A 21,246-nucleotide genomic window follows, 5' to 3' on the forward strand; every position below is an offset into this window, starting at 1 on the left:
CAGGACCGATTGACGGAATCGACCGAGAGCCGGCCGCTGGCTAGCGCGCGCCACCCTGAAGCCCGGCCCTCCTCCAGACGCCGTATTGGCCGACCGGCTGTTTCATCGGCAGGCGTTTCACCTCGGCCAGGGTGTGGCTATCGAGCGCGATCAGCGCTCCCTCGTCGCGCTGCAGGCTGACCAGGACATGGCGGCCATCTCGTGAGAATTCGACATGAGCCAGTGTCGCCTCCGGCTCGGCCAGGAATTCTCGCGCCACTTCCAGCGTCTCCCGGTCGATCGCCTGCAGCACCTGCCGAGAGTCGGCCGGCATCGTCGAAACGACCAACAGATACCGGCTGTTCTCGTGAGCCGTGAGCAAGCGCCCAGGCCCCTTCAGAGCGATACGTCGTACCAGCGCGCGTTGCTCCGGATCGATCACCGCCATTTCGGGCGACACCTGACCGGTGCTGGACATCAGCAACCTGCCGTCGCGCCGCCAGGCGACACTCGACGCCATGTCTGGGTGCCCTTGCATGGGCAACCGGCCGATCCGCCGACGCGCATCCAGATGAACGACCTCCACCTCGCCCTGGGACGACACGCCGAACAGCTCGGCCTGCTCCGGGTTGAAGAAGAAGTCATCCAACGGCCCATCCAGCTCGATCCGCCGGGGGTTGAGATAACCGGAAACGAACGTCCCCTCCCGGTACTGGAAGTCATGCACCAGACCGATCGCCATGTCCTCGGCGCCAGGGTCATAGCTGACCTCCCACAGCTCGGCGATGTCCTTCATCGCAACGATGAACGACCGACGCGCCGGCAGACCGTAGACCGCCGACACCCGCGAGCTGCGCTCGCCCTTGTGGTCGAGGGTCGGCAGGACCCTGAGCAGGTTGAGTTCTCCATCGAGCAGCACCAACGCATGGGGCCGCAGATTAGCCACGGCAATGTGGTCGCCGGCAGGCGAAATGGCGATATTGCTGCTGTCCAGACCCGCACGCACTTCGGCGACGACCGTCAGCGTCCACAGATCGTACTTGGTCACCCAGCCATCGCGGGATACGAAAAACACAAAGCGCCCGTCGCGAGTGAAACAGGGGCTGCCATGCACTCCCCGCGTGACAAAGCGGTGGATGGTCTCGAGCTTTTCGCCATCGAGGATAGTGACATGCGAGCCGCCGGCCTCGACCACGAGGATCAGCCCCAATGGATCGGCTTCATAAGCGGGCGAATCAGTTGCCTCGGCCTCAGGCGGCACATGACGGGAAAGCGCGATGTCCGCCGGTGTCCAGAGCGCCTCTGCCTGTGCCGAGGCGACCAGCGCGCACGCCAGCAGCCAGGCGACTGCTAGCTGTAGCGAACGAATGACACCACAGGTTCTGCGCTTCGACATGCCGACGCCCCCGAAGCGATGGGATGCGACGATTACAGGCTATCGCCGGACGTCCGCCCATGACCGATGTCAACCGGAGATCAGGCGGGATGCCGAAACAGGGCGACTGTTTCGCTCGGAGGCCTGCAGTTCTCAATGCAGTATCTGACTGAGGAACAGCTTGGTCCTGTCGTTCACCGGGTTGGTGAAGAACACCTCCGGCTCGGCCTGTTCGACGATTTCGCCCTTGTCCATGAAGATCACCCGGTCGGCCACGGTGCGGGCGAAGCCCATTTCATGCGTCACGCAGAGCATGGTCATGCCGCTTTCGGCGAGACCGATCATAGTGTCCAGCACTTCCTTGACCATCTCCGGGTCGAGCGCCGAAGTCGGCTCGTCGAACAGCATGATCTTCGGCTTCATGCACAGCGCCCGGGCGATCGCCACCCGCTGCTGCTGGCCGCCGGAGAGCTGACCGGGAAACTTGTTGGCCTGCTCGGGAATGCGCACGCGCTCGAGATAATGCATGGCGATCTCCTCGGCCTGCCGGCGCGGCAGCTTGCGCACCCACATCGGCGCCAAGGTGCAGTTCTGCAGCACGGTCAGGTGCGGAAACAGATTGAAGTGCTGGAAGACCATACCGACTTCACTGCGAATCGCCTCGATCTGCTTGAGATCGCTGGTCAGCTCCACACCATTGATGACGATGCGCCCCTGCTGATGCTCCTCCAGGCGGTTCAGACAGCGGATGGTGGTGGACTTGCCCGACCCGGACGGCCCGCACAACACGATGCGCTCGCCCTGCCGCACGGACAGGTTGATGTCCTTGAGCACATGGAACTGCCCGAACCACTTGTGCACGCCCTGCATGCGGATGACCGGCTCGCTTGCCTGCCCGGCCTGCGCGATTGAATCATTCATATCTCACTCCTAACGCTTGTGGCCGGTGTCCAGCTTGCGCTCCAGGCGCATGGAATAGCGGGACATGCCGAAACAGAACATCCAGTACACCAGCGCGGCGAACACGTAGCCTTCGGTGGACATACCCAGCCAGGCCGGGTCCGCCGTAGCGCGCTTGATGCTGTTGAGGAAGTCGAACAGGCCGATGATGATCACCAGGCTGGTGTCCTTGAACAGGGCGATAAAGGTATTGACGATGCCCGGAATCACCAGCTTCAGCGCCTGCGGCAGAATCACCAGCAGCGTGCTGCGCCAGTAGCCCAGACCCATGGCGGCCGCCGCCTCGTACTGCCCTTTGGGGATCGCCTGCAGGCCGCCGCGTACCACTTCGGCGATGTAGGCGGCCTCGAAGAACACCACCATCAGCATCGCCCGCAACAGCTTGTCGAGGTTCATGCCTTCGGGAAGGAACAGCGGCAGCATCACCGACGACATGAACAGCACGGTGATCAGCGGTACGCCGCGCCAGAACTCGATGAAGGTCACGCAGAGCACCCGGATGGCCGGCATGTCCGAGCGTCGCCCGAGCGCCAGCAGGATGCCCAAAGGCAAGGCGCCGGCAATGCCTACCGCGGCGATCACCACGGTCAGCATCAGCCCACCCCACTGACTGGTCGGCACCGTCTGCAACCCGAGGAATCCGCCATGCAGCAGCCAGTAGGCCAGCAGCGGATAGACCAGCAGGTAACCGATGCCGTAGCGCAGCTTGTGCGGCATCTGCCGCAGAAACAGTGGCGCCGCGCCGATGACCGCCAACCATGCCGCCGCATCGACCCGCCAGCGCAGCTCCGTGGGGTAGAAGCCGTACATGAACTGACCGAAGCGGACCTGCACGAACACCCAGCAGGCACCTTCGCGGCTGCAATCGGCGCGCGTGTCGCCGGTCCAGTCAGCCTTGAAAATCGCCCATTCGAGCACCGGCGGCACGATCAGCCACAGCAGATACAGACCGACCAGCGTCAGCAATGTGTTGAGCCAGCTGGAGAACAGATTGGCCCGCAACCAGCCGAACGCACCGATGCTGATGGTCGGTGGCGGCAGGTCGGGCTTGAAGGTATGAATGGTCATGCGCTCACCGCTCGATCAGCGCAATGCGCTTGTTGTACCAGTTCATCAGCAGCGAAATGCTGATGCTGATGGCCAGATAGACGCTCATGGTGATGGCCATGGTTTCGATGGCCTGCCCGGTCTGGTTGAGCACCGTGCCGGCGAACAGCGAGACCATGTCCGGATAGCCGATTGCCGCTGCGAGCGATGAGTTCTTCGCCAGGTTCAGGTACTGACTGGTCAAGGGCGGCACGATGACCCGCAGCGCCTGCGGCACGATGACCAGCCGCAGCACCTGTCCCGGACGCAGGCCGAGGGACGCGGCGGCCTCGGTCTGGCCATGGCTGACCGATTGGATACCCGCGCGCACGGTCTCGCCGATGAATGCAGCGGTATAGACCGAAAGCGCCACCACGATCGACACCAGCTCCGGTATCACCACCCAACCACCACGGATATTGAAGCGCTGCAGCTCCGGCACTTCCCAGCTGAACGGTGCCCCGGCAACGAGCGTCACCAACCAGGGTATGGCGATGAACAGCCCGAGGCTGGTCCAGAACACCGGAAACATGCGGCCCGTGGCATGGCGTCGGGCGCGGGCCCAACGGCTGAGCATGACCACCGAGGCCAACGCCACCAACAGCGCCAGCCAGAACGCCCAGAAACCCTCGGCGGCGCTGGGTGCCGGCATCTGCACGCCACGATTGTTGACGAACACCGCATCCCACAGGCTCAGGCTGTTGCGCGGCCCCGGCAGCGGGCTGATTACGGCGAAATAGACGAAGAAGATCAGCAGCAGCGGCGGGATATTGCGAAAGATCTCGATGTAAAGCGTCGCCAGCTGGCGGATCAGCCAGTTGCTGGAGAGCCGCCCCACGCCGAGGATGAAGCCCATGATCGTGGCCAGGACGATCCCGATCACGCTGACCAGCAGGGTGTTGAGCAGCCCGACCCAGAATACGCGACCGTAGCTGTCGCTCTCGCTGTAGTCGATCAGGTGCTGGGAAATGCCGAAGCCGGCAGCGTTGTCGAGAAAGCCGAAGCCGGAGGTGATGCCGCGATGGGCGAGATTGGTCTGGGTATTATGGAAAAGGTACCAACCGAATGCCACCACGGCGATGACGGCCAGAATCTGAAATAGCCAGGCCCGCGCTCGCGGATCATGCAGAAGCGATCCGCCCGCCGGGCGGGGATTGTCGATGGTTCGCATCGAATGTCCTCATACCGCATCACCGGCGCGTTGTGCGCACCGGTGATACTTCTCCCTCTGGTAACGGAGCCGGTATAGCCGGCCCCGCTCGCTCAACGTACCGGCGGGGCGTACTGCACGCCGCCGTTGTTCCACAGGGCATTGAGGCCGCGTTCGATCTTCAGCTCGCTGCCGGCACCGACGTTGCGATCGAAGATCTCGCCATAGTTACCGACCTGCTTGATGATCTGTACCGCCCAGTCCTTCGGAAGCTTCAGGTCCTTGCCATATTCACCTTCGGCACCCAGCAGGCGGGCAACGTCCGGATTCTTGGTGCTTTTGGCCTTCTCCTCGACGTTTGCCGAGGTGACACCCAGTTCCTCGGCATTGAGCATGGCGAACAGCGTCCAGCGCACGATATCGAACCACTCCTCATCGCCCTGGCGAACCGCCGGGCCAAGGGGCTCCTTGGATATCACCTCAGGCAATACGACATAGTCATCAGGCTTCGCCAGCTTGATGCGCTGGGCATAGAGCTGGGACTGGTCAGAGGTGAGCACGTCGCAGCGCCCGGACTCCAGCGACTTGGCGCTTTCATCGGAGGTGTCGTAGGTGATGGGGGTGTAGTTGTGGCCGTTGGCGCGGAAATAGTCGGAGAGATTCAGCTCCGTGGTGGTGCCGGCCTGAATGCAGACAGTCGCGCCATCAAGCTCCTTGGCACTCTTGACGCCGAGTTCCTTGTTTACCAGGAAGCCCTGCCCGTCGTAGTAGGTCACGCCAGTAAAATTCAACCCCATCGCTGCATCGCGCGAGCTCGTCCAGGTGGTGTTGCGCGACAGCATGTCCACCTCGCCCGACTGCAGCGCGGTGAAGCGCTCCTTGGCGGTCAGTGGGCTGTACTTGACCTTGCTCGCGTCGCCGAACACCGCGGCGGCGACTGCTCGACAGACATCAACATCGAGCCCCTGGTACTGGCCCTTGGCGTCGGCGAACGAAAACCCTGGCAGGCCATCGCTGATGCCGCACTGCACGAATCCCTTCTTCTGCACCGCATCGAGGGTCGCCCCTGCCTGCGCCAACCCGCTCATACCCAGCAGTGACGCAGCGCCCAGCGCAGCCAGTGTGGATTTCACCCTAATCATCGAAACCTCCAGTTTGCTTTCTTATTCTCGGGTTCGGGCCATGAACCACTTCGATGTACCGACGGGCCAAACGAAGCGGTGCCAGCCTGACCTGAGTCTAGTCGCCCATGGATGAACGGCAACGTTGTTTGTCATTGCCTCGACTCGCCCCTGCAGGCCGATCCCTTAAGAGCAGGCAGCACAAAGCAAGCGGCGTACCAGATCGCCGGGAACGCGCGCCGACGTACCACCTCGGGTTCTAACGTCACGCCGTAGCGGGTAACCTCGCGCTATTTCCTCACTGGCGGCGGACAGAGCGCCCCAAGAAGAGGCAACCGTACCCAGACCGGAGCCGATCCATGACTACCCCGCTGATTCTCGAGCCGTCCAACAGCGCCGACGCCTGTGTCATCTGGCTGCACGGCCTGGGCGCCGACCGTTACGACTTCCTGCCGGTTGCCGAAGCCCTGCAACAACGGCTGCTTAGCACGCGCTTCGTCCTGCCACAGGCGCCGACGCGTCCGGTGACCATCAACGGTGGTTGGAGCATGCCAAGCTGGTACGACATCCTTGCCATGAGCCCGGCCCGCGCGATCAACCGTGACCAGCTGGAAGCTTCAGCACAACAGGTCATCTCGTTGCTCGAGGCGCAACGCGATGCCGGGATCGATCCGGCACGCATCTTCCTGGCCGGCTTCTCCCAGGGCGGTGCGGTCGTCCTGCACACAGCGTTTCTACGCTGGCAGGGACCGCTGGGCGGCGTCATCGCGCTTTCGACCTACGCGCCCACCTTTACCGAGCCGTCGGCATTCGCCCCTGCCGCACTGCAGTATCCGGTACTGTGCCTGCACGGCAGCCGCGACGATGTCGTGCCTATGGCGATGGGCCGCGCCGCCTTTCAGACCCTGCAGGACGCAGGCGTCACCGCGGCGTGGCACGACTATCCGATGGGCCATGAAGTGCTGCCGGAGGAAATTCGCGACATCGGCGCCTGGCTCGCTGAACGTCTTGGCTGACCAGGCGCATCAGAGGAAGCTGGACGTGCGACTATCCGTGGCAGCGCGCCGCTTCACACCTGCCATCGTCCGACCGCCTACCACGTCGGCCGCCCGTGCCAGGCGGGAGGCTTCGCCACATTTGCGTCTTGCATTACACTGACGCGCGATTCTTTCCCATTTCGACGACGAGAAGACCGTGCTCAAAGCACTCAAGAAAATCTTTGGCAAGGCCCCGGACGAGCGGGCCGCCACAACGACTGGTGCCGCATCTGCCAGCCACGAACGGCAAACCGACCCCGTGACCCAGCAGGTCGCGACGAACGAAGCCCAACCCAAGCCGCAGGCCACCCAGCGCACCGCTGAAAAGCCACGCCGCCAGCGCAGCAGCAAACCGCCCAAACCCGCCGCCCCGGCCTGGAAGCTGGAAGACTTCGTGGTCGAACCGGCCGAAGGCAAGACCCGCTTCCATGACTTCAAGCTCGCACCAGAGCTGATGCACGCCATTCACGACCTGGGCTTCCCTTATTGCACGCCGATCCAGGCTCAGGTGCTCGGCTACACACTCGCAGGAAGGGACGCCATCGGTCGCGCCCAGACCGGCACGGGCAAGACCGCCGCATTTCTGATTTCCACCATTACCCAGTTGCTCGAGACGCCGCCACCGAAAGACCGCTACATGGGCGAGCCACGCGCACTGATCATCGCTCCGACTCGCGAACTGGTGGTGCAGATCGCCAACGATGCGCTGGACCTGACCAAGTACACCGACCTCAACGTGATGAGCTTTGTCGGCGGCATGGATTTCGACAAGCAGCTCAAACAGCTGGAATCGCGTTACTGCGACATCCTCGTTGCCACCCCCGGCCGCCTACTGGATTTCAACCAGCGCGGTGAGGTGCACCTGGACATGGTCGAGGTGATGGTCCTCGACGAGGCCGACCGCATGCTCGACATGGGCTTCATCCCGCAGGTCCGCCAGATCATCCGGCAGACCCCGCCCAAGAGCGAACGTCAGACCCTGCTGTTCTCCGCCACCTTCACCGATGACGTGATGAACCTGGCACAGCAATGGACCACCAACCCCGCCGTGGTCGAGATCGAACCGGAGAACGTCGCCAGCGATACCGTCGAGCAGCACGTCTACGCCGTAGCCGGCAGCGACAAGTACAAGCTGCTGTACAACCTGATTACCCAGAACGACTGGACGCGGGTGATGGTATTCGCCAACCGCAAGGACGAAGTGCGACGCATCGAGGAACGCCTGACCAAGGATGGCATCAGTGCAGCGCAGATGTCCGGCGACGTCCCGCAGCACAAGCGCATCCGCACGCTGGAGGGCTTTCGCGAGGGCAAGATTCGCGTGCTGGTGGCCACCGACGTCGCCGGTCGCGGCATTCACGTCGATGGCATCAGCCATGTGATCAACTTCACCCTGCCGGAAGACCCGGACGATTACGTGCACCGCATCGGTCGGACCGGCCGCGCCGGCACCAGCGGCACCTCCATCAGCTTCGCTGGCGAGGACGACGCCTTCGCTCTGCCGCCCATCGAAGCACTGATCGGCCGCAAGATCCAGTGCGAGATGCCGCCGGCGGAACTGCTTGCGCCCGTCCCCCGCTCGCGCTGAACACCTTGCTGCCCGGAGCCTGCCCAGGCGGGCCGGTCGACTGGTACCGATGACCTGGGTCAGGCCGCTTCTGACTCGAAGCGACTAAAGTAGTACCCAGGTATCGAATCAGGAGGATCACCGATGGACAGCATGCACTGGTTATTGACCCTCATCGTCGTCGGTTTTGTCCTGCTCTGCGTGGGCTTCAACTACCGGGACAAACAATGGGGCGTCGGACTGCTGAGCCTCGGCATCCTCACCATGTTCTCGACGCTGGCCTTCAAGATGTACATCACCTTCTACTGAAGGCTCAGCTCTTCTCGTTCCAGCGCTCGGCCGCCAACTGATCGCTGGCACGGCCCTCTACCCAGCGTGGCCCGGCCGCGGTGCTTTCCTTCTTCCAGAATGGCGCCCGGGTTTTCAGGTAGTCCATGACGAAACGACAGGCGTCGAAGGCAGCGTCGCGATGGGCACTGGCCGCACCGACGAACACGATCGGCTCGCCAGGCTCCAGCGATCCAACGCGGTGCAGCACATCCAGGCGCAGCAACGGCCAGCGCTGTTCGGCCTCCTGCACGATCTTTTCCAGCGCTTTTTCCGTCATGCCGGGCGCATGCTCGAGAAACATGCCGGCCACATCCTGCCCGTCATTGAAGTCCCGCACGTAGCCGACGAAGCCGGCGACCGCGCCGATTCCCAGATTGGCGGCATGCAGCGCGTTCAGCTCCGCGCCGGGATCGAACGAGCCCTGTTGAACACGAACCGCCACGCTCAACCTCCGGTCACGGTAGGAAAGAAGGCCACCTCGTCGCCATCGACAACGGCCTCCTCTAGGCCACACAGCTCCTGATTGCGCGCGCACATCAGGTTCTGCTCGCCGAGCACTTCCCAGACGCCGCCGCGCGCCAACAAATGTCGGCGGACGTCATCCACGCTGCCGAGCGACTCATCCCATTGGATGCGCTCGCCATCGCTGCCGAGGGTTTCCCGATATCGGGCGAAGAACTGAATCGAAATCATGCCTGCACCTGCCAATGTCCGCTCTTGCCGCCGAGTTTTTCCAACAACCGCACCCCTTCGATCACCATGCCGCGGTCCACGGCCTTGCACATGTCATAGATGGTCAATGCGGCAACGCTGGCAGCGGTCAGCGCCTCCATCTCCACGCCCGTCTGGCCCGCCAGTTTGCAGGCCGCGCGGATCAGCACGCTGTCCTCGCCATCGGCCTGCAGTTCGACCTTGATGCTGGTCAGCAGCAGCGGGTGACAGAGCGGAATCAGTTCATGGGTTTTCTTCGCCGCCTGGATGCCGGCGATACGTGCCACAGCGAACACGTCGCCCTTGGGATGGCCACCCTGCTGAATCATCTGCAGGGTCTGCGGCAGCATGCGCACGCGTGCCTCCGCTACGGCCTCGCGCGCCGTCACGGCCTTGTCGGTGACGTCGACCATGCTAGCGCGGCCTTGCGAATCGAGATGGGTGAGCATTTGGCGCTCCTGAGCTGAAAATCAGGAGTCTACCCCAGCCGCCGGCGATGGACCCGCCTCGTAAGAGGTACTCCGGGCATCGCCAGCCTCGAGCCCTCTACATGTGCGCTTCGGCGTATTCGGCCAGCACCGAGCGCGGCACGCCCTGCAAGGTGATATGCACGCCGTGGGAGAAGTCCTTGAAGCGTTCGGTGAGGTAAGTCAACCCGGAACTGGTAGCGGACAGATAGGGCGTATCGATCTGCGCCAGGTTGCCCAGACACACCACCTTCGAACCGTTGCCGGCACGGGTGATGATGGTCTTCATCTGGTGGGGCGTCAGATTCTGGCACTCGTCGATCAGGATCAGGCTTTGCTGGAAGCTGCGCCCGCGGATGTAGTTCAGCGATTTGAACTGCAGCGGCACCTTCTGCAGGATGTAATCGATGCTGCCGTGGGTGTTCTCGTCATCCATGTGGAGCGCCTCGAGGTTGTCGGTGATCGCCCCCAACCAGGGTTCCATCTTCTCGGCCTCGGTGCCGGGCAAGAAGCCGATGTCCTCGTCCAACCCCTGTACGCTACGGGTGGCGATGATGCGCCGGTAGCGCTTGCTGACCACGGTCTGCTCGATGGCTGCAGCCAAGGCCAGAATGGTCTTGCCCGAGCCGGCGGCACCGGACAGGTTGACCAGATGAATATCCGGATCGAGCAGCGCGAACAATGCCAGCGCCTGATGAATGTCACGCGGGCGTAGGCCCCAGGCTTCCTGATGCAGCAGCGGCTCCTGGTGCAGGTCGAGCAGCAGCAGCTCATCGGCCTTGATGCCCTTGATCCAACCCACGAAGCCCTGTTCGTCGATGATGAACTCGTTGATATGGACGGCCGGTAGATTGTCGGTCAGCTGCACCCGATGCCAGGTACGTCCGTGCCCCTGATGGGTTTCCACCTTGCTCACGCGATCCCAGAACGAGCCGGTAACGCTGTGATAGCCCGGCGAAAGCTGTCCGACATCGTCGACCAGCTGGTCGGTATGGTAATCCTCCGCCGCCACGCCGCAGGCCCGCGCCTTCAGGCGCATGTTGATATCCTTCGTGACGAGTACCACCGGCACCCCGGGCCGCTGTTTGCTCAGCTCGACCACCTGATTGATGATCTTGTTGTCGTTCAGGTCCTCTGGCAGCGCGCTGGATTCACCGCGCTTGCTCATCAGAATCGAAAGGCTGCCGCACGGCCCGCTTTTGCCACGCTGGATCGGCACACCGAGTTCGACTTCCTCGGGCGTGGCATCGCCCAACAGCCTGTCGATCAGACGAATCGCCTGGCGGCACTCGGCGGCCACGCTGTGCTTACCGGTCTTGAGCTGATCGAGCTCCTCCAGCACGGTCATGGGTATCGCGACCTGGTGCTCCTGGAAATTCAGCAAGGCATTGGGATCGTGGATCAGAACGTTCGTGTCAAGGACGTAGAGCGTGGGCTGGGTCGCGCGGGATCTGCCGTAGTCATCCATACCGATCACCTTCTTCTAGGATCAGAAGCGAAGCGGATACGCGCTCCGCCGCAGAGTGACCGCCGTGCGACTGAGGTGAGCGGACGAGGGAAGCCAGTGGATTCGGGGCTACCCAGGAGCCGCCACCTGTGTTGCAGGGTTCGGCGGTCTGGATTCGGTAATACCGTAAAACTTATGACAGACAAAAGACTTTTCCGTTGAATGTCGGTTTTTTTCACGAATCGACCGCAGGTGCTTGGCTCACTCCGTTTCCACGCGTTAATGTCGACGATCAAGGTGCGCGCTTTCGCCGCAGCGATTCACCTCGGCGGTGATGTGCACCAGCTGGGTAAAGGGCTGCAGCGCGGCCTTGTAGCGATCGGCGGTATGTCCCTGATGCGTGACCACGCTGAGGATGCAGCTGTACTGCGAACGCCCTACACGCCACAGGTGCAGGTCGGTCACTTCGGTATCGGGCACCCGTTCCAACGCTTCGCGAACCTGCTCGACGAGTGGGTCATCCATCTCCCGATCCAGCAACGCCATCGCCGTATCCCGCAACAAACCACGCGCCCATACGAGAATCACCACGGCACCGACGATGCCCATGGCCGGATCGAGCCAGCCCCAGCCAAACAACTTACCCCCCAGCAAGGCGACGATGGCCGCCACCGACGTCAGGGCATCGGTTAGCACATGGATGAAGGCGGCATGACGGTTGAGGTCCTTGCCTGACGCTCGATGTGCATGCGCATGGCCCTGCTCGTTATGGCTATGGCCGTGACCGTGATCGTGATCGTGCTGATCACGCAACAGCCAGGCCGATAGCAGATTCACCAACAGGCCGATCACCGCAACCAGCAACGCCTCATCGAAGCCGATCGCCGCGGGCGACCAGAATCGCTGCAGCGACTCGCCGATCATGAACAGCGCCACGACTACCAGCAGAAGCGCACTGGCGAAGCCGGCCAGCACCTCGATCTTCCAGGTGCCAAAAGCGAAGCGCTGGTCCGTCGCGTAGCGTCGCGCCAGTAGATAGGCAAGCGCAGACAGACCGATCGCGACCATGTGCGAAGCCATGTGCCAGCCGTCCGCCAGCAATGCCATCGAGTTGAACCAGTAACCGGCGACTATCTCCACCACCATGGTCAGCCCGGTAAGCAGCACCACGCCCCAGGTCTGACGCTCCGCGCGGCGTTCCAGAGGACGGTAGTCGTGTGGCGGCTGCCATTGCGCGTGATTGCAATCAGTCATACGAATTCCCGAATCGATGGCCACAGCTTGCACCTTGTCATGCAGGCAAGGTCAACAGCGCGTCTATGGCATCCATAGCTGGAGCCGCTCCGGTCACCACCCTACAATCGCGCCATCAGAAAGGAGACCGTACATGCTGATGGTGATTTCCCCAGCCAAGACACTCGATTACGAAACACCACCGATAACCAAACGTTTCACCCTACCGCAGCACCTCGACCATTCGCAGCAACTGATCGAATTGCTTCGAGACTATTCGCCAGCGCAGATCAGCGAACTCATGCACCTCTCGGACAAGCTCGCTGCGCTCAATGTGGCCCGTTACGGCAGCTGGACCGCCGAGTTCACGCCGGACAACGCTAAACAGGCCTTGCTGGCCTTCAAGGGCGACGTCTACACCGGGCTCAATGTCGACGATTTCACTGACGACGATCTGCTGTTCGCCCAGCAGCATCTACGCATGCTTTCGGGGCTCTACGGGCTGCTGCGTCCACTCGACCTGATGCAGCCCTATCGACTGGAAATGGGCACCAAGCTCGTCAACCCGCGCGGCAAGGACCTATACGCGTTCTGGGGAGAGCGAATCAGCGACTGGCTGAACGAAGCCCTTCGCGAACAGGGCGACGATGTTCTACTCAACCTGGCGTCCAATGAGTATTTCAGTTCAGTCAAGCGCAAGGCGCTGAATGCGCGAGTCATCGATGTCGATTTCAAGGACATGAAGAATGGCCAGTACAAGATCATCTCGTTCTATGCCAAGAAGGCGCGCGGCCTGATGGCACGCTGGGTGATCAAGGAACGCATTGCCAAGCCCGAACAGCTCTCGGCGTTCGATTACGAGGGCTATCGCTTCAGCGCGGACGATTCCTCGGCCAACCATCTGGTATTCCTGCGCGATACCGACCAGCAGTAACCGTAGCCGCGGCGCCAACCCGCCGGTTGGCGCCGCACGGGCAGCACGAACTCATCCCGCCGCGCCTGACAGCGCACCGAAGCCCGCCGTGGTCTCACCCTTAAGCAGCCATCGTCCGCTGAAACCGTTCGAAAAATCTCACCGATCAACGGCAGTCCACGCGGGAACTATCGCGCATGGCCGGCAATCATAAGCGCGTACCGACAATTCCAGGTGGAAAGGGACGTCGCACATGAACGTGCATTGGGTCACCAATCATGCAATTCGCTCCGCTTCCGGTCGCATGACGGCTGCGACAGGAGCGAAACCTCGGGCAGCCAGACTGCCGGACATCAGGCCAACGGCCGAGGCGTCGACCAGTGCCAACGCGGCATTCGGACAGACATACGCCGAGCAAGGCACGAACAGAGGGTTACGGCCATGCAACAGCACCGCTCCTTGCCGACCAGCAGACATCACGCATCGCTCACGACGATGGCGCTCTTTGTCGTGCCGTCGGCCATCGGAGATTCGCCGTGCCGACATTTCTGACCGGCAATCAACCACAGCGCCATCGGGCCTGAGCGGTCCTGGCGCAACCAACGCCGGCCATTGAGACCTGACAGCAGATTCCACTCCCGAGGCAGTGCTTCGGGACCGAGCGGCTATCGCTCCGAGCGATCGGCGATTCCCTCGATGAACAACCCGGGCGCAGCCAGATGGCCGGCGTCGACGAACAAGTAGAACGACCTTCGAAACGATTCAGGAGAGAGCACTATGATCCCGGTTATTCTTTCAGGTGGCAGCGGTTCCCGACTGTGGCCCCTTTCCCGCAAGTCGTTCCCCAAGCAGTTCCTGGCCCTGACCGGTGAACAGACATTGTTTCAGCAAACCGTCGAGCGCCTGGCCTTCGACGGCATGCAGCAGCCTCTGCTGGTGTGCAACAAGGACCATCGCTTCATCGTCAAGGAGCAGCTGGCGGCGCGCAAACTGGGCGTCCAGGGCCTTCTGCTCGAGCCGTTCGGCCGCAACACGGCGCCGGCCATCGGCATCGCCGCGATGAAGCTGATCGAGGAAGGCCGCGACGAGCTGCTGCTGGTCCTGCCGGCCGATCATGTGATCGAAGACCAGAAGGCTTTCCAGCGCTCCCTGGCACTGGCGACCAACGCCGCCGAGAACGGTGAGATGGTGCTCTTCGGCGTTCCACCGACCCGTCCCGAAACGGGCTATGGCTACATCCGTGGCAGCCAGGACGCCAATGCGGGCCTGCCAGAAGGCATCAAGCGCGTCGCCCAGTTCGTCGAGAAGCCCGATGAGGCACGTGCCCAGAGCTATCTGGAATCCGGCGACTACTACTGGAACAGCGGCATGTTCCTGTTTCGCGCCAGCGTCTTCCTGGATGAATTGAAAAAGCACGACCCGGACATCTACGACACCTGCTGGGTAGCGCTCGAGCGCAGCGTGAAGAACGGCGATGAAGTGCTGATCGACCCAGCGACCTTCGCCTGCTGCCCGGACAACTCCATTGACTATGCCGTGATGGAAAAGACTCAACTGGCCTGCGTGGTACCGATGTCTGCGGGCTGGAGCGATGTCGGCTCCTGGTCCTCGATCTGGGACGTGCATGAGAAGGACGAGAACGGCAATGTGCTCAAAGGCGATGTGATCGCCGAAGACACGCGCAATTGCCTGGTTCACGGCAACGGCAAACTGGTCACCGTGCTGGGTCTGGAAGATGTCGTCGTGGTGGAAACCAAGGACGCCATGATGGTCGCTCACAAGGACAAGGTGCAGGACGTCAAGAAACTGGTGAGCAAGCTCGATGCCCAGGACCGCAGCGAAACCAAGAATCACTGTGCTGTCTACCGGCCGTGGGGCTGGTACGACTCGGTGGATATGGGCGGTCGCTTCCAGGTCAAGCGTATCTGCGTTAATCCCGGCGCCAGCTTGTCACTGCAGATGCATCACCACCGGGCAGAGCACTGGATCGTGGTTTCCGGTACAGCGCAGGTTACATGTAACGAGAAGACCTTCCTGCTCACCGAAAACCAGTCGACTTATATTCCGATCACCTCGGTACATCGCCTGGCCAACCCTGGCAAGATTCCGCTGGAGATCATCGAAGTCCAGTCCGGCAGCTATCTGGGTGAAGACGACATCGAGCGTTTCGATGATGTTTATGGTCGCGCGGAGCAGAGCAACGAAGCCAAAGTGGCCCGTTGAGCACTTCAACCGATAGTGAAAAGCCCGCGCACATCGCGGGCTTTTCTTTTTCCATGCCCCCTGGCCCGCCTTGCTCGAAAGCAGGCATACTTTCACTCGCTTGGCGCGGATGCTGATTTCCGTACGGACAGCGATGTACGTTCACGCCTATTTTTTCTGAGCTACGCCTCGCTTCTCCGGCTTGCGCCCATTCTGCGCAAACCTTTTCAATTGAACCACGTCATAACAATCACGGTTACCGGGAAAACTCCGGCAAACTTCAGTTACAACTAGGCAATTCCAGGCAACTTACAAGCAATCGCTTCAATACAGGATCTCTTACGTGACGAAAGACGAACTGCGCGCCGAACTCGAACGCCAGGCACAGCGCTTTACGAAAGTCTACGGAGGCGAGATTACGACCTATGCCGCCGAACGCGAGCCTGAGCGTAAACCCTGGCGGAAAAAACCTTCGCTTAGAGATCAGGTGTTTCAACAGGAACTCGAGAAGCTCGAACAGGAAAAACGTGCCGGATTCGAGAGTTCGGCTGCACCACAAGCCTGAACGCTAACCAAACGACAGTCGAAGCACCGCGCACCGCAATAAGGATGCTGCATCGATAGCTCAGCAGTAATTCTTTAATTCAGCGCTTACCGCCCAGTAGCGAGCCCAGCAGCCCCCTGGCCAGTTGTCGGCCCAGTTGGCCAGCCGCCTGACTCAGGGCACTTTTCACGACTCGCCCGGCCAGCTCACCCAGATCGATGTCGTCACGCCCCCTGCCCTGCTTCGGCTTTTGCGCCTGCGGCTCGCTGGCCTGCCTGGCGCGAGCACCCAATATTTCGTATGCGGATATCCGATCGACAGGCTTGTCGTAATGACCTCGCAGGGCAGAGCCGGCGATCAGCGCCGCACGCTCCGCATCACTCAATGGCCCGATGCGTGATTGCGGCGGCGCGATCGCCACTCGCTGCACCATGGCCGGCATACCCTTTTCCTCCAGCCCACCGACCAGCGCCTCGCCAATCCCCAACTCCGTCAAGACCTCCAGCGTCTCGAAATCCGGATTGGCGCGAAAACCGTCAGCCACTGAGCGCAACGCCTTCTGCTCTCTGACGGTGAAAGCGCGGAGCCCGTGCTGGATGCGCAGCCCCAGCTGCGCCAGCACCTGATCAGGGAGATCGCTCGGCGATTGCGTTACGAAATACACGCCAACCCCCTTGGAGCGGATCAGCCGGACCACCTGGACCAGACGTTCCTGCAGTGCCTTCGGCGTATCGCCGAAGAGCAGGTGCGCCTCATCGAAGAACAGCGCAAGCAGCGGCCGGTCGGCATCACCGCGCTCCGGTAGCTGTTCGAACAGTTCGGCCAGCAGCCAGAGCAGAAAGGTCGCATACACCTTTGGCGCCTCATGCACCAGCACACTGGCATCGAGCAAATGGATGGGGCCACGCCCATCAGCGGCAGGCCGCAGCAGATCCTCAAGCTGCAGCGCGGGCTCGCCGAACAGCGCCTCGGCGCCCTGCTGCTCCAGCGTCGCCAAACGCCGTAGCAACGCCTGGGAAGATGCTCCGGTGAACAACGCACTGTCTTCGCCGAGCAGCTCGGGTTCTGCCTTGAGATGGGCGAGCAGCGCCTTGAGGTCTTTCAAATCCAGCAGCAGCAAGCCTTGCTGATCCGCCACCTTGAACGCCGCATACAGCGCCGACTGTTGACTGTCTGTCAGCTGCAGGAGATTACCGAGCAGCAGCGGGCCCATTTCGCTCAGAGTCGTTCTCAGCGGATGGCCGCTGCGACCATGCACATCCCACAGGGTGACGGGATAGGCCCGCGGCTGGTGCTGCAGCCACGGCATGCTGGCGATGCGTTCGGCGATCTTGCCCTGCGGCGCGCCTGCAGCACCGAGACCGCAGAGGTCGCCCTTGATGTCAGGGGCAAAAACCGCAACGCCGGCATCGCTGAATTGCTCGGCCAGGCGCTGCAGGGTTACGGTCTTGCCAGTGCCGGTCGCGCCAGCGATCAGGCCATGCCGATTGGCCAGTCGCAGGGACTGAGTGCTGGGCTCGCCGGTTACCTCGGCGCCGAGTACCAACCGATCGTTCGAAGCCTTCATCAACCCTCTCCTTCTCGTTCCCCGCACACTGCCACAGCCGCATCAATGCTCGTCGACGGGCTCCCGATCGGCTTGCAGCTCGGCCCAGAGCGCCTCGGCTTCCGGAAAGTCGGTGCCCAGCTCGGACGACAGCGCCTCGGGATCGTATCGCTGGGTACAGCCACCACCAATGATAGGCGGTGCCTTGGCAGCGGCGCGCTCGAACGGATCGGCCATCGTCATCCCCTGTCAGTTGAATACCAACGTCTTGTTGCTGTGCACCAGCACGCGATCCTCAAGGTGATAGCGCAGGCCGCGCGACAGCACCATCTTCTCCACGTCCTTGCCGAGCCGAACCATGTCCTCGATGCTGTCGCGATGACTGACCCGCACCACGTCCTGCTCGATGATCGGGCCGGCGTCCAGCTCCTCCGTGACATAGTGACAGGTGGCGCCTATCAGTTTCACGCCGCGCAAGGATGCCTGGTGATAAGGCTTCGCACCGACGAAAGACGGCAGGAAGCTGTGATGGATATTGATGACCCGCTGGGCGAACTCGTCGCACAGCTCTGCCGGCAGGATCTGCATGTAGCGCGCCAGCACGATCGCGTCGGCACGCTGCTCGCGCACCAGTCTGGTCACCTCGGCGAACGCCTCCTGCTTGTTCATCGGATCGACCGGAACATGGAAATACGGAATGCCATGCCACTCGACCATGCTGCGCAGGTCATCGTGGTTCGAAATCACGCAGGGAATATCGCAATCGAGTTCGCCGCTGTGCCAGCGATGCAGCAGATCCGCCAGACAATGGGACTCGCGGCTCGCCATCAACACGACCCGCTTGCGCTGCTCGGAGTCGGTGATGCGCCACTCCATGGAAAACTCACGGGCAATCGGTGCAAAGGCGTGACGAAATCCGTCCAGGTCGAAGGGTAGCGAGTCCGCGCGGATCTCGTGGCGCATGAAAAACCAGCCACTCTGATGATCGGAGTGATGGTTGGCCTCGGTGATCCAGCCGTTGTAGGTAGCGAGAAAGTTGCTGACCTTGGCGACAATGCCAACGCCATCTGGACAGGCAATGACCAGCCTGAAAGTGCGCATTAACGGTTACTCCGGCTCAAAGGAAACGCGGCATTCTAGCCCAGCTGACAAAAGCACAGCCATCGCATTAACGGCAACGTTTCCGTCAACTAGCAGCATCGAGCGCGGAGGTGCATCGCCCGGAAGATTGGCATCCGGCAGTACCCCGCCTGAAAACACCAAGAAAGTTGTCCATTTAAACAGGCATACATTCATTAACCCGTTGTTTCGACGCATGTCCGTACGTGAAATATCCCTTCAAATAGTAATCCCGCTTTTTTAACCGGCTATATTTACTTGCGCATACGGCAGGACTATGATTGCCAACACTTGCGTTCAAGCCTATCTCAAGGAAGCCACATGTCACTGATCAACGAGTATCGCGCCACTGAAGAGGCTATCAAGGAACTTCAGGAGCGACTGAAGTCCCTTTCCGAAGATGACAAGCTGAAAAAGGAACTGGAGTTCGAGGGTAAGCTGCGCGAACTCATGGGCGAATATCAGAAGTCACTGCGAGACATCATCGCCCTGCTCGATCCGGATGCCTCGCGCAGCAGCAAGAGTCCGCGCGCTGCAAAGACGCCTACCACCAGCAAGCGCGCTCGCCGCGTGAAGCAGTACAAGAATCCGCATAGCGGCGAAGTAATTGAAACCAAAGGCGGCAACCACAAGACGCTGAAAGAATGGAAAGCCCAGTGGGGTTCCGACACCGTTGAAAGCTGGGCCACTCTTCTGGGCTAAGCAATAACGGTTAATAGAAACGCCGTTTCTCGATGCGCTTATCGAGGAACGGCGTTTTTCATTTCAGGCCTTGCCAGTACTGCGTTGCAGCAGGACAGTCGGAACGACATCTGACGACGTCAGAGGCGCAATCCATAACGCTCGCCCAGCCCTCGGCCATACTCGAGCCATTGTTGCAGCAGTTGTTGCTGCGCCACGGTGATAGTGGGCATCAGCCGCGCAATTTCAGTTTCAAACTGCGCCAGGGTATTCGGCCCGCCATGTGCCGCATCGCTCAGTCGCTGCTGACAGAACGACCTCCACTGCGATTGCTCCTGCACGGATAATCCTTCGGGAAAGTTGCGTGCGCGATAGCGAAACAGCAACGCCTCCAACCGCACATCTTCGAAGCGGCACGGGTGCCTGGCCAATTCGGCTGGCCTGAGCCCACGTATCTGCTCGCACAGGCGCCGGTCTCGCTCGCCGAGAAAGCCGTCATACAGCTGCTGCTCCGGATCGTCGCTGCCACCAAAGCCTTCCTCGGCATAGATCTCGGCCAGCTTATCGACCCAGACGTGCCGTCGCTCGCGCAACAGCGCCGCCCGCTCATGACACAGCGACAGGTCCAGAGCCAGACGCCGGACATCCTCGTCGCGCAGCACCTTGAGTGGCGCCAGCACCGGACACTTGTTGATGTGCACCAGTTTCAACGGCACCGGCAGCTCACCCTCGCCAAGCTGCTCGCGACGCGTGTAGAGGCGCTGCCGCAACGTCTGTGCACTTTCCTGCCAGAGCGGCTCCACTTCGGCCTGCAGATCGCAGACGATCAGCGCATTGCGATTGCGCGGATGCCAGGCCAACGGCAGAACTATCGACAGGAAGTGGCGGCCTGCGGCGAAGCGCCCCGAGACATGCACAAGCGGCTCGAGCAGGGTGATCTGATCCAGCACTGCCTGTTTGCGGCGCAAATTGAAAAGGTACTCATACAGACGTGGCTGGCGCTGGCGAATGAGCCTGGCCAGCGCGATGGTCGCGCGCACATCGGACAGCGCGTCATGGGCGTTCAGATGTTCCAGCCCGTTGGCAACGCTCAAGCGCTCGAGCTTGAGCGTCACTCGCCCTTCTTCCTCCGGCCACACCAGCCCTTCGGGACGTAGCGCATAAGCCGTGCGCACCAGATCGATCAGGTCCCAGCGGCTATTGCCGCCCTGCCATTCACGCGCGTAAGGATCATAGAAGTTTCGATAGAGGCTGTAGCGTGTGACCTCGTCATCGAAGCGCAGGCTGTTGTAGCCAGCGACACAGGTACCCGGGGTAGCCAGCTCCTCATGCAGACGGCGAACGAACTCCGCTTCGCTTAGCCCTTGCTGCTGCAATGTTGCCGGCGTGATTCCGGTGACCAGGCACGCCGCCGGATGGGGCAGGATGTCGTCACTGAGACGGCAATAAAGATTCAGCGGCTCGCCAACTTCCTCGAGTGCTTCGTTGGTGCGAATACCCGCCACCTGCATCGGTCGGTCGCGGCTGGGCGATATCCCTGTGGTTTCGAAGTCGTACCAGAAAATGCTTGGAGTCACGGGAGGGTCCTTCTCGATCGGCGCGCAGCAGTCTAACAGCCCTCACGCCTGCAACGCGCCAGCGGCCGCTGGCGCAGCGACGACACCCGCGACGACAACTCTGCGAACGACATCCGACATCGACGCAGGCATTTGGCCATAATCGCGCCTCACGCACCGTCTCGTAGATTGCCGCCGGCACGCTTGGCGCATAGCATCGCC

Annotated in this window: 21 protein-coding genes; 7 read left to right on the plus strand and 14 right to left on the minus strand. The window is 61.6% G+C overall.

What is annotated here, in order from left to right:
- Positions 1-40 precede the first annotated feature (40 nt).
- The 5 genes from ACX1DW_RS11525 to ACX1DW_RS11545 form a co-directional block, all read right to left on the minus strand.
- On the minus strand, positions 41-1,375 hold the full coding sequence (locus tag ACX1DW_RS11525; RefSeq protein WP_200600028.1) for a cytochrome D1 domain-containing protein: 1,335 nt from the start codon (positions 1,373-1,375) through the stop codon (positions 41-43).
- Positions 1,376-1,507: 132 nt separating this feature from the next.
- On the minus strand, positions 1,508-2,275 hold the full coding sequence (locus tag ACX1DW_RS11530) for an amino acid ABC transporter ATP-binding protein (protein WP_102840664.1): 768 nt from the start codon (positions 2,273-2,275) through the stop codon (positions 1,508-1,510).
- A gap of 9 nt (positions 2,276-2,284) precedes the next feature.
- Complete coding sequence (locus ACX1DW_RS11535; protein ID WP_200600030.1) at positions 2,285-3,382, minus strand: amino acid ABC transporter permease; 1,098 nt, start codon at positions 3,380-3,382, stop codon at positions 2,285-2,287.
- 4 nt (positions 3,383-3,386) lie between these two features.
- Positions 3,387-4,571 carry an amino acid ABC transporter permease gene (locus ACX1DW_RS11540; protein ID WP_200600032.1) on the minus strand — a complete coding sequence of 395 codons (1,185 nt, stop codon included), beginning with the start codon at positions 4,569-4,571 and terminating at the stop codon, positions 3,387-3,389.
- 92 nt (positions 4,572-4,663) lie between these two features.
- Complete coding sequence (locus tag ACX1DW_RS11545) at positions 4,664-5,692, minus strand: amino acid ABC transporter substrate-binding protein (protein ID WP_102840661.1); 1,029 nt, start codon at positions 5,690-5,692, stop codon at positions 4,664-4,666.
- A gap of 338 nt (positions 5,693-6,030) precedes the next feature.
- Between ACX1DW_RS11545 and ACX1DW_RS11550 the strand changes: the two genes are divergently transcribed.
- From ACX1DW_RS11550 to ACX1DW_RS11560, 3 genes are all read left to right on the plus strand, one after another.
- Positions 6,031-6,687, plus strand: coding sequence for an alpha/beta hydrolase (locus ACX1DW_RS11550; protein WP_200600034.1), 657 nt, complete (start codon positions 6,031-6,033; stop codon positions 6,685-6,687).
- 178 nt (positions 6,688-6,865) lie between these two features.
- Positions 6,866-8,296 carry an ATP-dependent RNA helicase RhlB gene (gene rhlB, locus ACX1DW_RS11555; protein WP_200600036.1) on the plus strand — a complete coding sequence of 477 codons (1,431 nt, stop codon included), beginning with the start codon at positions 6,866-6,868 and terminating at the stop codon, positions 8,294-8,296.
- A 123-nt stretch (positions 8,297-8,419) separates the two neighbouring features.
- Positions 8,420-8,584: a hypothetical protein gene (locus ACX1DW_RS11560; RefSeq protein WP_013982033.1), complete on the plus strand. Its 165-nt coding sequence runs from the start codon at positions 8,420-8,422 to the stop codon at positions 8,582-8,584.
- Between the two features lie 4 nt (positions 8,585-8,588).
- On the opposite strand, the gene moaE is transcribed toward ACX1DW_RS11560, so the two are convergent.
- The 5 genes from moaE to dmeF form a co-directional block, all read right to left on the minus strand.
- Positions 8,589-9,047 (minus strand): molybdopterin synthase catalytic subunit MoaE, encoded by a 459-nt coding sequence (gene moaE, locus ACX1DW_RS11565; RefSeq protein WP_200600038.1) that lies wholly within the window; start codon positions 9,045-9,047, stop codon positions 8,589-8,591.
- Positions 9,048-9,049: 2 nt separating this feature from the next.
- Positions 9,050-9,298, minus strand: coding sequence for a MoaD/ThiS family protein (locus ACX1DW_RS11570; RefSeq protein ID WP_102840657.1), 249 nt, complete (start codon positions 9,296-9,298; stop codon positions 9,050-9,052).
- A complete protein-coding gene (gene moaC, locus ACX1DW_RS11575; protein ID WP_125868340.1) occupies positions 9,295-9,765 on the minus strand; it encodes a cyclic pyranopterin monophosphate synthase MoaC in 471 nt (156 codons plus the stop codon). Before moaC ends, ACX1DW_RS11570 begins: the two co-directional genes overlap by 4 nt.
- 97 nt (positions 9,766-9,862) lie before the next feature.
- Positions 9,863-11,251, minus strand: a complete 1,389-nt coding sequence (locus ACX1DW_RS11580; protein WP_125912171.1) for a PhoH family protein — start codon at positions 11,249-11,251, stop codon at positions 9,863-9,865.
- 258 nt (positions 11,252-11,509) lie between these two features.
- Positions 11,510-12,484 carry a CDF family Co(II)/Ni(II) efflux transporter DmeF gene (dmeF, locus tag ACX1DW_RS11585; protein WP_200600048.1) on the minus strand — a complete coding sequence of 325 codons (975 nt, stop codon included), beginning with the start codon at positions 12,482-12,484 and terminating at the stop codon, positions 11,510-11,512.
- A gap of 133 nt (positions 12,485-12,617) precedes the next feature.
- On the opposite strand from dmeF, the gene yaaA reads away from it, so the two are divergent.
- From yaaA to ACX1DW_RS11600, 3 genes are all read left to right on the plus strand, one after another.
- Positions 12,618-13,397 (plus strand): peroxide stress protein YaaA, encoded by a 780-nt coding sequence (gene yaaA, locus ACX1DW_RS11590; protein WP_200600050.1) that lies wholly within the window; start codon positions 12,618-12,620, stop codon positions 13,395-13,397.
- Positions 13,398-14,153: 756 nt separating this feature from the next.
- Entirely contained in the window at positions 14,154-15,599 is a 1,446-nt protein-coding gene (locus ACX1DW_RS11595; protein ID WP_133456094.1) for a mannose-1-phosphate guanylyltransferase/mannose-6-phosphate isomerase, read from the plus strand.
- Positions 15,600-15,921: 322 nt separating this feature from the next.
- Positions 15,922-16,143, plus strand: a complete 222-nt coding sequence (locus tag ACX1DW_RS11600; protein ID WP_110777896.1) for a hypothetical protein — start codon at positions 15,922-15,924, stop codon at positions 16,141-16,143.
- 79 nt (positions 16,144-16,222) lie between these two features.
- Here the strand turns inward: ACX1DW_RS11600 and ACX1DW_RS11605 are convergent, their stop codons facing one another.
- The 3 genes from ACX1DW_RS11605 to purU are packed head-to-tail and all read right to left on the minus strand — an operon-like array spanning position 16,223 to position 18,769.
- Complete coding sequence (locus ACX1DW_RS11605) at positions 16,223-17,689, minus strand: helicase HerA-like domain-containing protein (RefSeq protein WP_200600052.1); 1,467 nt, start codon at positions 17,687-17,689, stop codon at positions 16,223-16,225.
- A gap of 42 nt (positions 17,690-17,731) precedes the next feature.
- A complete protein-coding gene (locus ACX1DW_RS11610) occupies positions 17,732-17,905 on the minus strand; it encodes a hypothetical protein (protein WP_166082497.1) in 174 nt (57 codons plus the stop codon).
- Positions 17,906-17,917: 12 nt separating this feature from the next.
- Positions 17,918-18,769, minus strand: coding sequence for a formyltetrahydrofolate deformylase (gene purU, locus ACX1DW_RS11615; RefSeq protein ID WP_063544647.1), 852 nt, complete (start codon positions 18,767-18,769; stop codon positions 17,918-17,920).
- Positions 18,770-19,108: 339 nt separating this feature from the next.
- Between purU and mvaT the strand changes: the two genes are divergently transcribed.
- Positions 19,109-19,489 (plus strand): histone-like nucleoid-structuring protein MvaT, encoded by a 381-nt coding sequence (mvaT, locus tag ACX1DW_RS11620; RefSeq protein ID WP_063544645.1) that lies wholly within the window; start codon positions 19,109-19,111, stop codon positions 19,487-19,489.
- Between the two features lie 119 nt (positions 19,490-19,608).
- Here mvaT and sbcB read toward each other — a convergent pair whose 3' ends face one another.
- The gene (gene sbcB, locus ACX1DW_RS11625) at positions 19,609-21,045 is read right to left on the minus strand and encodes an exodeoxyribonuclease I (protein WP_200600054.1); all 1,437 of its coding nucleotides are present in this window, start codon (positions 21,043-21,045) and stop codon (positions 19,609-19,611) included.
- Positions 21,046-21,246: the final 201 nt, after the last annotated feature.

Source organism: Stutzerimonas sp. KH-1 (assembly GCF_054483855.1).

Bases quoted from the DNA above. Each gene is read 5' to 3' on its own strand.
- ACX1DW_RS11525 (WP_200600028.1), bottom strand. From the start codon at position 1,375: ATGTCGAAGCGCAGAACCTGTGGTGTCATTCGTTCGCTACAGCTAGCA.
- ACX1DW_RS11530 (WP_102840664.1), bottom strand. From the start codon at position 2,275: ATGAATGATTCAATCGCGCAGGCCGGGCAGGCAAGCGAGCCGGTCATC.
- ACX1DW_RS11535 (WP_200600030.1), bottom strand. From the start codon at position 3,382: ATGACCATTCATACCTTCAAGCCCGACCTGCCGCCACCGACCATCAGC.
- ACX1DW_RS11540 (WP_200600032.1), bottom strand. From the start codon at position 4,571: ATGCGAACCATCGACAATCCCCGCCCGGCGGGCGGATCGCTTCTGCAT.
- ACX1DW_RS11545 (WP_102840661.1), bottom strand. From the start codon at position 5,692: ATGATTAGGGTGAAATCCACACTGGCTGCGCTGGGCGCTGCGTCACTG.
- ACX1DW_RS11550 (WP_200600034.1), top strand. From the start codon at position 6,031: ATGACTACCCCGCTGATTCTCGAGCCGTCCAACAGCGCCGACGCCTGT.
- ACX1DW_RS11560 (WP_013982033.1), top strand. From the start codon at position 8,420: ATGGACAGCATGCACTGGTTATTGACCCTCATCGTCGTCGGTTTTGTC.
- ACX1DW_RS11570 (WP_102840657.1), bottom strand. From the start codon at position 9,298: ATGATTTCGATTCAGTTCTTCGCCCGATATCGGGAAACCCTCGGCAGC.
- moaC (WP_125868340.1), bottom strand. From the start codon at position 9,765: ATGCTCACCCATCTCGATTCGCAAGGCCGCGCTAGCATGGTCGACGTC.
- ACX1DW_RS11580 (WP_125912171.1), bottom strand. From the start codon at position 11,251: ATGGATGACTACGGCAGATCCCGCGCGACCCAGCCCACGCTCTACGTC.
- dmeF (WP_200600048.1), bottom strand. From the start codon at position 12,484: ATGACTGATTGCAATCACGCGCAATGGCAGCCGCCACACGACTACCGT.
- yaaA (WP_200600050.1), top strand. From the start codon at position 12,618: ATGCTGATGGTGATTTCCCCAGCCAAGACACTCGATTACGAAACACCA.
- ACX1DW_RS11595 (WP_133456094.1), top strand. From the start codon at position 14,154: ATGATCCCGGTTATTCTTTCAGGTGGCAGCGGTTCCCGACTGTGGCCC.
- ACX1DW_RS11605 (WP_200600052.1), bottom strand. From the start codon at position 17,689: ATGAAGGCTTCGAACGATCGGTTGGTACTCGGCGCCGAGGTAACCGGC.
- ACX1DW_RS11610 (WP_166082497.1), bottom strand. From the start codon at position 17,905: ATGGCCGATCCGTTCGAGCGCGCCGCTGCCAAGGCACCGCCTATCATT.
- purU (WP_063544647.1), bottom strand. From the start codon at position 18,769: ATGCGCACTTTCAGGCTGGTCATTGCCTGTCCAGATGGCGTTGGCATT.
- mvaT (WP_063544645.1), top strand. From the start codon at position 19,109: ATGTCACTGATCAACGAGTATCGCGCCACTGAAGAGGCTATCAAGGAA.